Genomic DNA, 13,417 nt, shown 5'->3' on the forward strand with positions numbered 1-13,417 from the left:
GGGCGGCCCGTGCCCGCGAGTTGCACCCGCCCCCATCCCAAGGACGACACGTGACCTTCTCCGACACCCAAGAACAGGGCGCGTCCGGGGACATACCCCCGCGGCTCAGTCACCGGCAGATCACCACCGTCATGTCCGGGCTGGTCCTCGGCATGTTCCTGGGGGCGCTGGACCAGACGGTGGTCTCGTCCGCGCTGCGGACCATCGCCGACGACCTGCACGGGCTGACGGCCCAGGCGTGGGTGACGACCGCGTATCTCATCACCGCCACCCTCGCGACGCCGCTCTACGGCAAGCTCTCCGACATCCACGGCCGCAGGCCCGTCTACCTCGCCGCGATCGCCCTGTTCACGGTCGGCTCACTGCTGTGCGGATGTGCCACGTCGATCTACGAACTCGCGGCGTTCCGTGCTGTTCAGGGGCTCGGTGGCGGCGGGTTGATGTCGCTGGCGATGACGATCATCGCCGACATTACCTCCCCGCGGGAGAGGGGCCGCTACCAGGGCTATTTCATGGCCGTGTTCGGTGGCGCCAGCATCGTCGGACCGCTGGTGGGCGGTGCGTTCGCGGACCGGGCCGAGCTGCTCGGCATCGCCGGCTGGCGCTGGATCTTCCTGATCAACGTGCCGCTCGCCGCCGCGGCCGCGGTGACGATCATGCGGGTGCTGCGCTTCCCGCACCGGCGGGTGCGGCACCGGCTCGACTACGCCGGGGCGCTCGCCCTGGCCGTGGGCGTCGTGCCGCTGCTGACCGTCGCGGAACAGGGCCGTACCTGGGGGTGGGGCTCTCCCCTGGCCCTGTCGATGTACGCGATCGGGGTGGCGGGGCTGGCCGTGTTCCTGGTCGTCGAGCGGCGGTCGGGCGACGCCGCGCTGCTGCCGCCGCACCTGTTCCGCATCCGGACCTTCCGGCTGGGCGTCGGGCTGCATTTCGTCGTCGGCATCGGCATGTTCGGCGCGATGACGACGCTGCCTCTCTACCTGCAGCTCGTACGCGGCATGAGCCCCATCGAGGCGGGCCTGGCCACCCTGCCCACGGTCGTCGCGAACCTCGCGGTGACGATGCTGACGGGCCGGACGATCGCCCGGACCGGCCGGTTCAAGGTCCATCTCGTCGCCGGTGTCGGCTCGTTCACCGCGGCGATGCTCGTCTTCGCCACACTGCGGGCGGACAGCCCGCTGTGGCATCCGGCGCTCGGCATGGCCCTGATGGGCGCCGGGCTCGGCGCGTCGATGCAGACGCTCACCACGCTGGCGCAGTGCGAGGTGCCCCGTGCGGACATGGGTGCGGCGACGGCGTCGGTCAACTTCTTCCGCTCCAACGGCGGCACGGTCGGCACCGCGGCGTTCCTGTCGGTCCTGTTCACCACGGCGGCCGGAAGCATCGCCGACCGGCTGGCCGAGGCCCGCCAGGACCCGGGCTACCGCCGGCTGCTGGCCCAGCCCGACAACGCGCACGCCCTGACGGGAGTACTCCGCCCCGACGGGGGCGTCGACCTGGAGGACTCCGCGTTCCTGCGCGCCCTCGACCCGAGCGTGACCCTGCCGTTCCTGGAGGGCTACGTGGCCTCGATGCGCATCGTCTTCCTGACGGGCGCAGCGGTGTCCCTGGCCGCCTTCGTGATCGCGGCCTGGCGGGTCCCCGACCTCACGCTGTCGGACGAGTAGCCGGTGACCGGGTGCCGCCCCGCGTCGGACCTCAGCGCCGGGCCAGTGCCAGCACGCTCAGACCGAACATCAGGACGCCCAGGGGGAGATGGACCGACGGGACGTGCGCGATGCCGAGCACGACCTGGGCCGAGGCGAGTACGAGGAAACCCGTGGCGTGCCGGACGGGCCGGGGCGAGCCGCCGCCCGGCTTCCACGCCAGCACCGCCGCGAGCAGGTACAGCATCGACGCCCCGTACATCACCCGGGCTCCGACATCGTGCAGCATCGCCCCGTAGGACGAGGTCAGCAGCAGTCCGGCCGAGACCGCCTGGAGGAAGATGGTCAGGGTCTGCAGGGCGATCGCGATCCGCAGGAACGAGGAAGTGCGCTGTGCGTTCGCCGACGCCGTCACCTGAGTGGCCATGTCACAGTCCCCTTTTCCCGCCGTCGGGCGGTAGATCGATAAGGTCTCACCAGCCCGACGACGCGGGCCCGCGAAAGGTAAGGCGAGGGGGCGTGGAAGCATGGGGACCGCCGGGACCAGGACGGACGAGATAGCCGGCGAACGACGCCAACTGGTCAACGTCGCTTACCGGTTGCTCGGTTCGGTGACCGAGGCGGAGGACGCCGTACAGGACGCCTACGCGCGCTGGTACGGGCTGTCCCGAAGCCGGCAGGAGGAGATCCTGTCCCCCGGCGCCTGGCTGACGACGGTGACCGGCCGCATCTGTCTGGACCTGCTCGGCTCGGCACGGGCGCGCCGTGAACGCTATGTCGGCGCGTGGCTTCCCGAGCCGCTGCCCGACCGCACCGAGTGGGGCCGGGCGGGCGGCGCCGACGCCACCGGCCCCGCGGACCCGGCCGACCAGATCGTCCTGGACGAGTCGGTGACCATGGCCTTCCTCGTCGTCCTGGAGGCGATGACGCCCGCCGAGCGGGTGGCGTTCGTCCTGCACGACGTCTTCCGGTACCCGTTCGCCGAGATCGCCGGCGTGCTCGGCCGTACCCCTGCCGCCTGCAAGCAGCTCGCGGCCTCCGCCCGCCGGCGGGTGAGCGACACGCGCGCTCCGGTGACGGCGACCGGCCGGGCCGACGTGGTGCGGCACGTCAAAGAGGCATGGGAGACGAAGGACATCGCGGCCCTCGTCGGACTCCTCGACCCGGCCGCCGTGATGACCGCCGACGGCGGCGGCCTGGTCGGCACCGCCCTGCGCCCGGTCGAGGGCGGCGCACGCATCGCCCAGTACATGGTCGCCATCGCCGACAAGGCTCCCGGCCTCGAGCTCCTGGAGCGGTCCGTCAACGGTGTACCCGGCCTGGTGGCCCGGCGCGCCGGCGTCGTCATGACCGTAGCGGCCTTCGACGTCTCCGACGGCCGCGTCACCAGGATCTGGGCGATCCGCAACCCGGAGAAGCTACAGCCGTGGGCGCGGGAGGACTAGCCGTCCCGCGTCCGGGCCGCGACACGCGCCAAGCTCGCGCAGGCAGGTCACGCGCTCGTTCCCAGGTCGAGGTTCTCCAGGACGGTGGCCAGCCGGCGTCGGGCGTCGGAGGGCAGGCCCCGCAGGGGCAGGGGGAGATTCGGCTCGGCGGCGAGGCCCAGTTGCGTGGCGGCCGCCGACATCACACGCAGGCCGCCGTACTGGCGGATGAACTCCCAGAGGGGCTCCAGCCGCTCGGAGTGAGCCGTAGCGCCGGCCGCGTCGCCGGCCTGGGCGGCCCGGGTGAGGGCGAGGGCGGTGGCGGGGAACAGACCGCCGATGACCGAGTACCAGGCGTCGCATCCGGCGTTCAGTCCGGTGGCCGCCGTCCAGTCGCCGCTCACACCGACGCCGACCGTGTCGGGGAGCAGCGCCCGCAACGCCGCGACGCGCTGTCGCGCGGCCTCCCGGTCGTCGGGCACCGGCGGAATCTTGACCGCGGCCACGTTCGGCAACTCGGCGATACGGCCGTGGAGTTCGTCGGTGAAGTGGACATGGGTGGTGCCGGGGTTGTCGTACACGCACAGCGGCACCGACAGCTCACGGGTGACGCTCTCGTACAGGCCGAACACCTCGTCGTCGGTGAGGGACTGATACGTCATCGGGGCGAGCAGGACCGCGGACACGCCCGCCTTCTGCGCGTCCTCGGCGACGGCGAGTACCTGCGCGGTGCGCAGTGCCCCGATGCCGGCCATGACCGGGACACCGTCGGCGGCTTCGACCGCGAGCCTCGCCACGCGGGCGCGCTGCTCGCGGTCGAGATAGGCGTAGCCGCCGGTGGAGCCGAGGGCGCCGATGGAGTCGACGCCCGCGGCGGCGAGGCGGGAGACGAGGGCGCTGAACGCCCGCTCGTCGATGCCCTCTTCCGTCGTGGGCGTGAGGGGGAAGGCGCTGAGGCCGCGGAACATGGCAGGACTCCTCGGTGTGGGGTGGTTCGTCACGTCGTGGGCGGAGGGTTCTCGCGCAGCCAGGCCAGGACCTGCCGGGCGTGCTCGTTCGGCGGGAAGACCGGGTAGAAGGCGTGCTCGATCACGCTGTCGCGGACGACGAGTGTCAGTCGTTTGAACAGTCTCGTCCCGTCGGCCTCGAAGGTGGGCAGCCCGAGGGTGTCGGCGAGACCGAGAGCGGGGTCGGAGAGCATGTCGAAGGGCAGGCCGAGCCGCTCCACGACCTCGTTCTGGTAGTCGGTGTCCTGGCTGGACAGCCCGTGGACGCGGCCGGCGCCGGCTTCCATGAGGTCCTGGAAGTGGTCCCGGAAGCCGCACGCCTCGGGGGTGCAGCCGCGGGCACCGGGGATGGAGTTCCAGCCTTCCGGCAGGTCGGTGCCGGGGCGTCCGGTGAGGGGGTAGACGTAGATCACCGTGCGCCGGGGCCCGAGCGCGTCCAGCCGGATCGTCCGGCCCGCGGTGTTCGGCAGCGCCAGGGGTGGCATTCTCGTGCCGGGCAGGTGGGCGGCGGCACCGTCGTCCTCGGGGACGGGCAGCTCCGCGGGCAGGGTCAGGTAGTGCCCGCCCGGTGTTCCGGCGGCCTCGGGCGGCGCGGCACCGCTGCCCCGGTGGGCCGCGGTCTGCAGGTTGGTGATCAGGGTCGCACGTCGGGCGCTCAGCGCCTCGATCCGCTCGGAGAGCTCGTCGATGGCCGCCCGGTAGGCGGCGAGCGAGGCGGGGCAGCCGTCGGCGTACGGGCTCCCGGCGGCCAGGCACTCCAGGAAGGGACGGGTGCCCTCGACCGGGATGCCCAGCCGGTGCAGGGCCCTGATCTCCCGTACGAGATGTACGTCGTCCTCCGAGTAGTCCCGATAGCCGTTGCCCAGACGCCCGGGCGTGATCAGCCCCAGGGACTCGTAGTACCGCACTGCTTTCGTCGTCACGTCGGCCCGACGTGCGAGCTCACCGATCATCATCTCGCTCACCTCGCTGCTCGCACGCTAAACCCTGCCCCGGAGGGCAAGGCCAAGCGAGGCGGCTGCCCGGTGATCAGGCAGGAACCTCAAAGATGAGTTCGAGGCCGTCTTCCTCGTCCCATTGCTCTCCGACCTCCACGAAGCCGAACCCCGAAATCGTGGCCAGGGATGCGGCGTTGTCGGGACTGATCGTCGCCCGCACGATCCTGACCCGGGCTTCGGCGGCGGCCCGCCGCACCAACGCGGCCAGAATCGCCCGGGCGTAGCCCTGCCGACGGTGGACGGGGACCACCGAGTAGCCGAGTTCCACCATGCCCGCATCGTCCGGCGGCCCGTGGAACCCGGCATACCCCACGACGACAGCCTCCGGCTCGGCCACCACGACCTGTGTGAGCCACCCCGCGCAACCCGGGTCCGAGGTCAGCTGATTGACGCGATACCGCCACACCCACTTCGCCCGGTCGGTGACGAAGTACTCGGGGAGAGCGACACCTGCTTCGGCACTCGCTCGAGCCAGGTCGTCCTTCAGCAACGCGTTCATGGCCGTACTCGACAGCTCGACAAAACGCACGGACTTCGTGCTCGTGGGGACTGTGGTTTGACCTTCGGCTTTGTCTGTCACAGCGCGAATAGTCATGGACAGCCCAGGACGTGTCCAACTGTTTTCCTCTGCGCGGTGTGTGCCGTGTCACGCATGCCAAAAACCACCTAAGTTGCCCAGATCACAGCGCAAATGTCCCTTTAGCGTCCATTCTCGAGGCGGACACAGAAGCGCGAAGTAGAGCGCACCGCCATGGACTTGGATGCGCCGTGCCCAAGTGATCCACGACACAGCCTTCGTGATGTTCTGCCTCGTTCCCCCGAGAAAGGTGCCAGCCATGGCCGCATACCTGTGCCCGCCTGCCGTGATACACGGCGAGCACACCGTGAAGACCAGCCAGATCGTGGCGGAAGTGCGCGACCGGCACCCGCACGCGCCGTGGGCGCCGCGGATCGACGCCATCGCGGCCAGTACGGGCATCGAATCCCGCGGGTGGATGCTGCCGCTGGAGACCGCCGTCGCGCCGGGCCACGGGAGCGCCCTGCCCACCGCCGGCATCGCCCCGGCCCGGGAGGCCCTGGCCGGCGACGGCTTCACCGAACAGGACGTGGACCGTGTGATCGCCGCCCTTGAGGCGATACCCGCGCCGCAGACCGTCCAGGAGCGCACGGCACCGGCCTGGGCGGCCGTGCGGTCCTGCGGGGAGCGCGCGGCGCGCGGGGCCCTGCAGATCGCCGGGCTCGACGCCTCCGACGTCGACTGCCTGATCACCAGCCACTCCACCACCCCGGCGCTGCCGGGGCTGGACGTCGCCCTGGCCAACGAGCTCCCGCTCCGGGGCGACGTGATGCTGCTGCCGGCCACGCAGTGGGCCTGCGTCGCCGGAACCCGTTCCCTGGCGCTGGCGGCGGATCTCGTGGCCGCGGACCCCGACCGGGTGGTCCTGGTCGTGATCGCGGAGGCGCTGAGCACGACCTACCAGCCCGCGGACGACTCTCTCGAGTCCTTGATCGTCCGGTTGCTGTTCGCGGACACCGCGGTCGCCGCGGTGGTCACGGGGCGCCCGAGGCCCGAGTCGGTGCTGCGGCTGGACGCCGCCTGGCACCACACCCTGCCCGGCACCCAGGACCTGCACCGCCTGGAGACACGGGAGGACGGCACCCACTTCGTGATGGACCGGCGCGGGCCGCGCGCCGTACAGGAGACGGTCACCGCGATGTGGGAGTGGTTGCGCGTGCGCTACCAGGACGACCCCGACTCCTGGCACCCCGACGTTCTGCTCGCGCACCCCGGCGGGACGCGCGTGCTGGAGTACATGGAGCAGACGATGCCCGACGGGTGGCCGTCGGGACTGCTGGACTACAGCCGGGACAGCTACACCAGCGGCAACCGCGGAGGCGCCGCCGTGTTCGACATCCTGCGCAGGGCGCACGACGCCGGGCAGGAGCCGGGCAGCCGCGCCGTCCTGTACGCGGCGGCCCCGGGTCTCACGGCCACGGCTCTGCAAGGGGAGTGGCTGTAGCGCGCGAACTCGCGCCACACCCGTACCACTGGCCCCGGCCGTACCGACGGTGACGCCGCCCGGCCCACCCGGCGGCCGCGTCACCGCGCGACTGACGCCACCGACGCCCAGACCACCTTGCCGGTGTCCGTCCACCGCACCCCCCACCGGGTGGTGAGTCCGTGCACGACGTGCAGCCCACGACCACCGTCGTCGAGGAGCCCGCCCCGGCCCAGCCGGGGCCTGCCGTTACCCGTGTCGCCCACCTCGCACAGCAGCCCGTGACCGGCCCTGATCAGCCGTATCGTGATGGGCCCGTCGGCGAAGCGGACCGCGTTGTCGACCAGCTCGCTCACCACCAGCAGCACGCTGTCCCGGGTGTCGGCTCTGACGCGCCATCGCGCGAGCAGCGCGGAGACCAGCGTGCGGGCCCGGGCGGCCGCGTCGCCGCGGGCGGGCAGACGCCAGGTCGCGGTGTCCCCCTTGCGGTAGCCGATCATGCGCGCGAGCAGCAGGGTCACGTCGTCGCGCCGCCGCACGGGCGCCAGATCGGAGACCACGCGCCGCGCGGCCTGTTGCAGGACATCCCAGGGGTGCACCGTGGACACAGCGTCGGCCAGCCTGTCGATGCCCTCGTCGATCGAGAGGGCGGGATCCTCCACCAGGCCGTCGGTGTAGAGGGCGAGCAGCGAGCCCGGGGGTACGGCGAACGCGTGCACGCCGAACGGCTCCCGCAGCGCGAACTCGGCGCCCAGCCCCGGGTGAGGGCTTACCGCGACAGGGCCGGCGGGGCCCTCCGGCGGCACCAGGACCGGAGGGAGGTGGCCGGCGCTGGACAGCGCCACATGGTGGCTGACCGGGTCGTAGACGGCTATGCAGCAGGTCGATCCGAGGGCGCTGTAGCCGGCCGCCAGCCCGGACTCCGTGTCGTCCAGCAGCGTCACGGTCTCGTCCAGGTGCTCCAGCACCTCGTTGGGCGCCAGCCCCGCGGACAGCAGCGCGCGGGCCTCCATGCTCAGCTGTCCCATGGTCGCCGCGGCTCCCAGACCGTGCCCGACGACGTCCCCGACCACCAGCGCCGTACGGCCGTCCGGCAGCGGGAAACTGTTCACCCAGTCACCGCCGACGCCCGCGCTGTCGGGGGTGGCGGGCTGGTAGACGCTGGCGGTCTCGATGGTGTCGCCCCCGGACCGTGGCAGCAGCCGGCGCTGCAACGCCAGCACCTGCGTGTGCTCGCGCTGGTGCTGACGGGCCAGGTCGACGTGGTGGGAGGTCCTGGCCACCAGCTCCTGGAGGTCGAGCAGCTCGCTGTCGTGGAAGGGGCGGTCCTCCCGCCGCCAGACCTCCGCCACACCCAGTACGACGGGCGGCGCGCCGTCCAGGACCAGCGGTATGTACGCCACACCCGCCGCCCGGTCACCAGGCACCAGGGCACGTACCAGCCGCGGACTGCCGAGGACCCGCTCGATCGCCGCCCGGTCGGACATGACGATGGCCTGCGCGGCATCGTCACTCCGTATCGCCTGTGACAGCAAGCGGCTCGCATCGCCGGGAAGATCGTCGCCCGGCGTCACGTAGCCGTCGGGCCACACCCGGTCCGGCACCAGGGCCGCCCGCCGCAGCCGGATGCGACGCTGCGGCTGCTCGGTGACCACCTCGCCCGTCCACACGGCGAGGTCGAGGTCGATGGCGGCCACGTCTCCCCAGGCCAGCAGCGACTCCGCCAGCGACTGGGCGGTCTCGCCGATGTCCAGCGAGGTGCCGATCGCGGTCTCGGCGGCGTACAGGTGCAGCCTCCTGGCCATGGCGATCAGGGAGACGGTCAGGCCCTCCTGAGGCACCGCGGCGGCCAGGATGCTCATCGAGACCACCAGCTCCGACCCGTCACCGCGCCGCAGGCGCTGGACCCGGGCGACGTGCGGCTCGCCGGTCTCGAGGACCTGCCGCAACCGCCGGGTGACCGTCGGTACGTCCCAGGGCGGCAGAAGATCGACGAAGGAGCCCCCGGTCACGGCCTCCACCCCGGCGAACACGGGGGCGTCCAGATTGCAGCGGGTGATTCTCAGATCCCGGTCCAGGTTGACCGCACCGAGGATCTGCTCCTGCCGGCCGGAGGGCGGATCGGCGTGCACGCGCCGGCGGGCGGCACTGTCGCCCTGCGGACCGGCCGAACCGGCGGCCGCTGCCGGCCCGCCACGTGGCATGTACCGCCCCAAAGCGCCGCTGACCATGTCGAACGGCGACGCGGACGAAGGGGAGGGGGTGGAGTCCATGCGGCTCTCTCAGCTCGCTCGCCAACCCCGGCACAGCGCCGGGGCCGTACCAGAACCCGGGCGACAGGGCCCCGAGATTCCTGACCGCACACTTCATTCAATAACACCCGGCGCCGCTTCGCCGCCGCGCAAGGGATACCGAGCGCATGAGGGGTGCCGACCGGACCCCACGGGGGAGGATGTATGGAAAAATTACGCGGGACGGGCAAGGGGGAACGCTTGTGAGCAGCAGCCCTCCCGGCAAACTGGGCTACGAGGACGCAGTGCCTGACCGCACCGGCCAGGCCGAGGCCTTCGACGCCATCGGCGTCCACTACGACGAGGCCTTCCCGCACAAGGAAGGGCAGGTCGCGGCCGCCGAGTGGCTCGTGAACTCCCTGCCGGCCGGGTCCCGTGTGCTGGACCTGGGATGCGGCACCGGGCTCCCGACCGCCCGGCAACTGGCGGAGGCGGGCTTCGAGGTCGTCGGCGTCGACCTGTCGGGCGGAATGGTCGCCCTTGCCCGCGAGCACGTGCCCGACGGCACCTTCCACCAGGTGGACATCGCTGATCTGCGGCCGGGAGGACCCTGCGACCTCGGCCGGTTCGACGCGGTGGCCGCCTTCTTCTCCCTGCTCATGCTGCCGCGCGCCGAGATCCCCCTCGCGCTGCGGACCGTACACCGTCTCCTGGTGCCGGACGGCATGTTCGTGCTGTCGATGGTGGAGGCCGACGTGGACGACTTCTCGATCCCGTTCCTCGGAAAGACCATCCGGGTGTCCGGGTACCTGCGGGACGAGCTGAGGGAGATCGTCGAGGCGACCGGCTTCGAGATCGTCGAGGAGGCCTCCTACACCTACGCACCCGCGAGCGCCGACGTGCCGCCCGAGGTGCAGATCTTCCTGCGCTGCAGGCGGCTCGGCTGACGGCTCCCTCTCCGCCCGCACAGGCAGGCCCACCCCGACGGAAGCGACACTGTGACCAAGCACCTGGGAGCTCATGAACACCCCGGTGGGGAGGCCAGGGCGAACGAGCATGTCACTCCCCCGCGTCGGCCACGGCGCCGCGGACCGCAGACCGACCGGCTCCGCTACCTCGACGAGGCGACGCGCCGGATCGCCCGCGGCATCGATCTCGACGAGACGTTGCACGAACTGTGCCGGGCGGCCGTGCCCGCCTTCGCCGACACGGCCTTCGTCCACCTGTCCGATCCGTTGCCGGTCGGGGACGAAGGCCCTGGTGCCCCCGCCGTCCTGCGGCTGCACAGCACGGACCGGGCGCCGCCGAGGGATCCGCCCGCCCACGGGCCCCCTCTCCCTCCGGAGAACGCGGCGGACGTACGACCGCCGGAGGTCATACGCCCGGCCGCCGACGGCCGGCTGGCCGAGCTGCTGCAAGCCGGGCGGCCCGTGTCGGGGGACGCCCCAGAGGTCGCTCCCGCCCTGACCGAGCTGCTGGGACCGGTGAGTGTTCCCGGAGCGGCGCGCCCCGGACCGCGGCTGATCATCGCCCCGCTGCACGGCCGCCGTCACGTCATGGGCAGCGTCGTCCTCGTCCGCCGCCCCGACCGGCCCGCCTTCACCGAAGACGACCTGCTCGTCGCCTCCCAGCTCGCCACCCACACCGCACTCGGCGTCGACAAGGCCGCGCTCTACCTCCGCGAGACATCGGTGGCCGCCGCACTGCAGCGCACGATGCTCCCGCCGGCACTGCCCCAGCCGACCGGAGTCCGGCTGGCCAGCCGATACCTGCCCGCCTCACGGGCCTCCCAGGTGGGCGGCGACTGGTACGACGCGATCCCCCTGCCCGGCAACCGTGTCGCGCTGGTGATCGGCGACGTCATGGGCCATTCCATGACGTCGGCCGCCATCATGGGCCAGCTGCGCACCATCGTGCAGACCCTGGCCGGGCTCGACCTTCCTCCCGACGAGGTCCTGCACCACCTCGACGAGCAGGCGGAGCGGCTGGGCAGCGAGCACATGGCGACCTGTCTGTACGCGATGTACGACCCCGTACTGCATCGGCTGCTGGTCGCCAACGCCGGTCACCCACCCCCGGTGCTCCTCCACACGGACGGCCGGCAGGAGGTACTGCCGATCCCGCCCGGGGCGCCGATCGGCGTCGGCAGCGGCGTCTTCGAGTGCACCGAGATGCACGCGCCGTCCGGAGCGACTCTGCTGCTGTACACCGACGGGCTCGTCGAGTCCCGCGACTCGGACGTGCTGTCCGGGGTGGCGCGGTTGTGCGCACACCTGCGCGCTGCCACCGCGGGTTCGGAACCCCCGGCGCTGGAAACGCTGTGCGACCAGGCACTCGGCACGCTGGGCACGCGCGACCGGGACGACGACATCGCGCTGCTCGCGGCCCGGTTCGAGGGCATCCTGCCCGAGACGGTGGCGTACTGGTACATGGCTCCACGGCCGCAGACCGCGAGGCAGGCACGCCGGCTGACGCGAAGGACACTGCGCCACTGGGGCCTTGACGCGATGGTGGAACCGGCCGAACTGCTGGTCAGCGAGGTGGTGGCGAACGCCGTACGCTTCGCGTCCCGGCCGATCACCCTGCGCCTGCTCCGCACGGACGTACTCCGCTGCGAGGTGGGCGACGACTCGCCGCAGGTGCCGAGGATGCGGCACGCCAGGCTGAATGACGAGGGCGGCCGGGGACTGTTCCTGGTCGACCAGCTCGCGGAGCGCTGGGGGGCGACCAGGGTGAGCACGGGCAAGGTCGTCTGGTTCGAGCAGGCGCTGCCCGGCCGGGAATGACAGGGGATGGGTGCGGGTGGCCCGCCCTGCCGGCACCGGCCGGTACGAAAGGCCGGTGTGCCCCACGGGCTGTAGAACAGAGAGAGCAGCACCTTTCCGGGAGTCCCCATGACCGGTACCCACCTCCTCCGCGCCCGCCGGAGAAGGCCTGCTCACGCCCCGCAGGCCATCGAGCCACCGGGGAACGCCGAGCTGGTCGTCGGCGTGCTGGCGGTGACGGTCCTGGTCGAGCTTCTCGGCGCCCTGTCCCGGTCCCCGGTGTGGCTCCTCGGGCTGCTGGTCTTCCTGCCGGGCACGGCGTCGGCCCTGTGCACGGTCCGGCAGACGAGGTTCGTCTCCGCGTGGGCCACGCTCGTCGTCACCCTCACCGTGCTGCTCCGCCACGACGAAGGGGGCGGATGGCTCGACCGGACACTGCTGGTGCTGTTCACCCTCGCGCTGGGCACGACCTCGGTCTACGCCTGCCAGCGGCGCATCAGGCGTGAGGACGAGATGCTCCGCCTGCGCTCCACCGCCGCGGCCATGCAGCGGCACATCCTGCGTCCCCTCCCCCTGGTCACCGACGACGTCCTGGTCAACGGTGTCTACGAACCCGTGCAGGAGGACCGTCTCGTCGGCGGCGACATCTACGACGTCGTGGCCTGTCCCTGGGGGACCCGGGTACTGATCGGGGACGTGCAGGGCAAGGGACTGGCCGCCGTGGGCGCGGCGTTCGCCGTGATCGGCGCCTTCCGCGAGGCGGCGCACCGCGAGCCCACGCTCACGGCTCTCGTCGACGCCCTGGACACCGCGGTCGTCCGCCACAACTCCTACGCCGAACAGACCGGCGACGACGAACGGTTCGTCACGGCGCTCATCATCGGTGTCGACGACGGCCCCGAGGCGCAGCTCGTCAACTGCGGGCACGTCCCGCCCTGGTTGATGCACGACGCCGAGGTGACCACACCACCGCTGGACTCCGGTGTGCCGCTCGGTCTCGCCGGGCTGGCCGCCGAGCCCACGACCGTGCACTGGTTCGACTTCCCGGCCGGTTCGACGCTGCTGCTGGGCACGGACGGACTCACCGAGACCCGCGCGCCCGACGGCACGTTCTACCCGGTCGAGGAGCGGCTGGCGAGCCACCTGGGGGTCTCCCCCACCAAGCTCCCCCGGGCCCTGTTCGAAGACGCCCGCGCATTCACCGACCACGACAGCCGCCACGACGACTTCGCGGTCCTGACCGTGCGCCGCTCCCCGCACCTCCCCTGAGCACGGAGCCGTCAGCCGCCTGAGGCAGGGTGCGGGTGCGGGCGTGAGCCGCGTCGCACCGAAATGGGTGGGACTTG

11 protein-coding genes are annotated in these 13,417 nt (G+C 72.0%); 6 read left to right on the forward strand and 5 right to left on the reverse strand.

Annotation, left to right across the window (positions count from 1 at the left end; genetic code table 11):
- Nucleotides 1-50: 50 nt before the first annotated feature.
- Nucleotides 51-1,667: an MDR family MFS transporter gene (locus tag ACZ6I3_RS13630; protein WP_469414390.1), complete on the forward strand. Its 1,617-nt coding sequence runs from the start codon at nt 51-53 to the stop codon at nt 1,665-1,667.
- 31 nt (nt 1,668-1,698) lie between these two features.
- On the opposite strand, the gene ACZ6I3_RS13635 is transcribed toward ACZ6I3_RS13630, so the two are convergent.
- The gene (locus ACZ6I3_RS13635) at nt 1,699-2,073 is read right to left on the reverse strand and encodes a hypothetical protein (RefSeq protein WP_469414392.1); all 375 of its coding nucleotides are present in this window, start codon (nt 2,071-2,073) and stop codon (nt 1,699-1,701) included.
- Nucleotides 2,074-2,173: 100 nt separating this feature from the next.
- Here ACZ6I3_RS13635 and sigJ point away from each other — a divergent pair, with 100 nt between their 5' ends.
- On the forward strand, nt 2,174-3,091 hold the full coding sequence (gene sigJ / locus ACZ6I3_RS13640) for an RNA polymerase sigma factor SigJ (protein ID WP_469414394.1): 918 nt from the start codon (nt 2,174-2,176) through the stop codon (nt 3,089-3,091).
- Between the two features lie 47 nt (nt 3,092-3,138).
- On the opposite strand, the gene ACZ6I3_RS13645 is transcribed toward sigJ, so the two are convergent.
- The 3 genes from ACZ6I3_RS13645 to ACZ6I3_RS13655 form a co-directional block, all read right to left on the reverse strand.
- Entirely contained in the window at nt 3,139-4,038 is a 900-nt protein-coding gene (locus tag ACZ6I3_RS13645) for a dihydrodipicolinate synthase family protein (protein WP_469414395.1), read from the reverse strand.
- 29 nt (nt 4,039-4,067) lie between these two features.
- Nucleotides 4,068-5,033, reverse strand: coding sequence for a MerR family transcriptional regulator (locus ACZ6I3_RS13650; RefSeq protein ID WP_469414397.1), 966 nt, complete (start codon nt 5,031-5,033; stop codon nt 4,068-4,070).
- 73 nt (nt 5,034-5,106) lie between these two features.
- A complete protein-coding gene (locus tag ACZ6I3_RS13655; RefSeq protein WP_469414399.1) occupies nt 5,107-5,574 on the reverse strand; it encodes a GNAT family N-acetyltransferase in 468 nt (155 codons plus the stop codon).
- A 337-nt stretch (nt 5,575-5,911) separates the two neighbouring features.
- Here ACZ6I3_RS13655 and ACZ6I3_RS13660 point away from each other — a divergent pair, with 337 nt between their 5' ends.
- Entirely contained in the window at nt 5,912-7,096 is a 1,185-nt protein-coding gene (locus ACZ6I3_RS13660; RefSeq protein ID WP_469414400.1) for a type III polyketide synthase, read from the forward strand.
- 80 nt (nt 7,097-7,176) lie between these two features.
- Here ACZ6I3_RS13660 and ACZ6I3_RS13665 read toward each other — a convergent pair whose 3' ends face one another.
- A complete protein-coding gene (locus tag ACZ6I3_RS13665; RefSeq protein ID WP_469414402.1) occupies nt 7,177-9,348 on the reverse strand; it encodes an ATP-binding SpoIIE family protein phosphatase in 2,172 nt (723 codons plus the stop codon).
- A gap of 221 nt (nt 9,349-9,569) precedes the next feature.
- Here ACZ6I3_RS13665 and ACZ6I3_RS13670 point away from each other — a divergent pair, with 221 nt between their 5' ends.
- The 3 genes from ACZ6I3_RS13670 to ACZ6I3_RS13680 all read left to right on the forward strand — a co-directional run bounded on the left by ACZ6I3_RS13670 (nt 9,570) and on the right by ACZ6I3_RS13680 (nt 13,340).
- A complete protein-coding gene (locus ACZ6I3_RS13670) occupies nt 9,570-10,253 on the forward strand; it encodes a class I SAM-dependent DNA methyltransferase (protein ID WP_469414403.1) in 684 nt (227 codons plus the stop codon).
- Nucleotides 10,254-10,304: 51 nt separating this feature from the next.
- Complete coding sequence (locus ACZ6I3_RS13675) at nt 10,305-12,092, forward strand: SpoIIE family protein phosphatase (protein ID WP_469414405.1); 1,788 nt, start codon at nt 10,305-10,307, stop codon at nt 12,090-12,092.
- Nucleotides 12,093-12,200: 108 nt separating this feature from the next.
- Entirely contained in the window at nt 12,201-13,340 is a 1,140-nt protein-coding gene (locus tag ACZ6I3_RS13680; protein ID WP_469414406.1) for a PP2C family protein-serine/threonine phosphatase, read from the forward strand.
- The last annotated feature ends 77 nt before the right edge of the window (nt 13,341-13,417 follow it).

Source organism: Streptomyces sp. NPDC041940 (assembly GCF_055589465.1).

Bases quoted from the DNA above. Each gene is read 5' to 3' on its own strand.
- ACZ6I3_RS13635 (WP_469414392.1), bottom strand. From the start codon at position 2,073: ATGGCCACTCAGGTGACGGCGTCGGCGAACGCACAGCGCACTTCCTCG.
- ACZ6I3_RS13665 (WP_469414402.1), bottom strand. From the start codon at position 9,348: ATGGACTCCACCCCCTCCCCTTCGTCCGCGTCGCCGTTCGACATGGTC.
- ACZ6I3_RS13650 (WP_469414397.1), bottom strand. From the start codon at position 5,033: ATGATGATCGGTGAGCTCGCACGTCGGGCCGACGTGACGACGAAAGCA.
- ACZ6I3_RS13645 (WP_469414395.1), bottom strand. From the start codon at position 4,038: ATGTTCCGCGGCCTCAGCGCCTTCCCCCTCACGCCCACGACGGAAGAG.
- ACZ6I3_RS13660 (WP_469414400.1), top strand. From the start codon at position 5,912: ATGGCCGCATACCTGTGCCCGCCTGCCGTGATACACGGCGAGCACACC.
- ACZ6I3_RS13655 (WP_469414399.1), bottom strand. From the start codon at position 5,574: ATGAACGCGTTGCTGAAGGACGACCTGGCTCGAGCGAGTGCCGAAGCA.
- ACZ6I3_RS13680 (WP_469414406.1), top strand. From the start codon at position 12,201: ATGACCGGTACCCACCTCCTCCGCGCCCGCCGGAGAAGGCCTGCTCAC.
- sigJ (WP_469414394.1), top strand. From the start codon at position 2,174: ATGGGGACCGCCGGGACCAGGACGGACGAGATAGCCGGCGAACGACGC.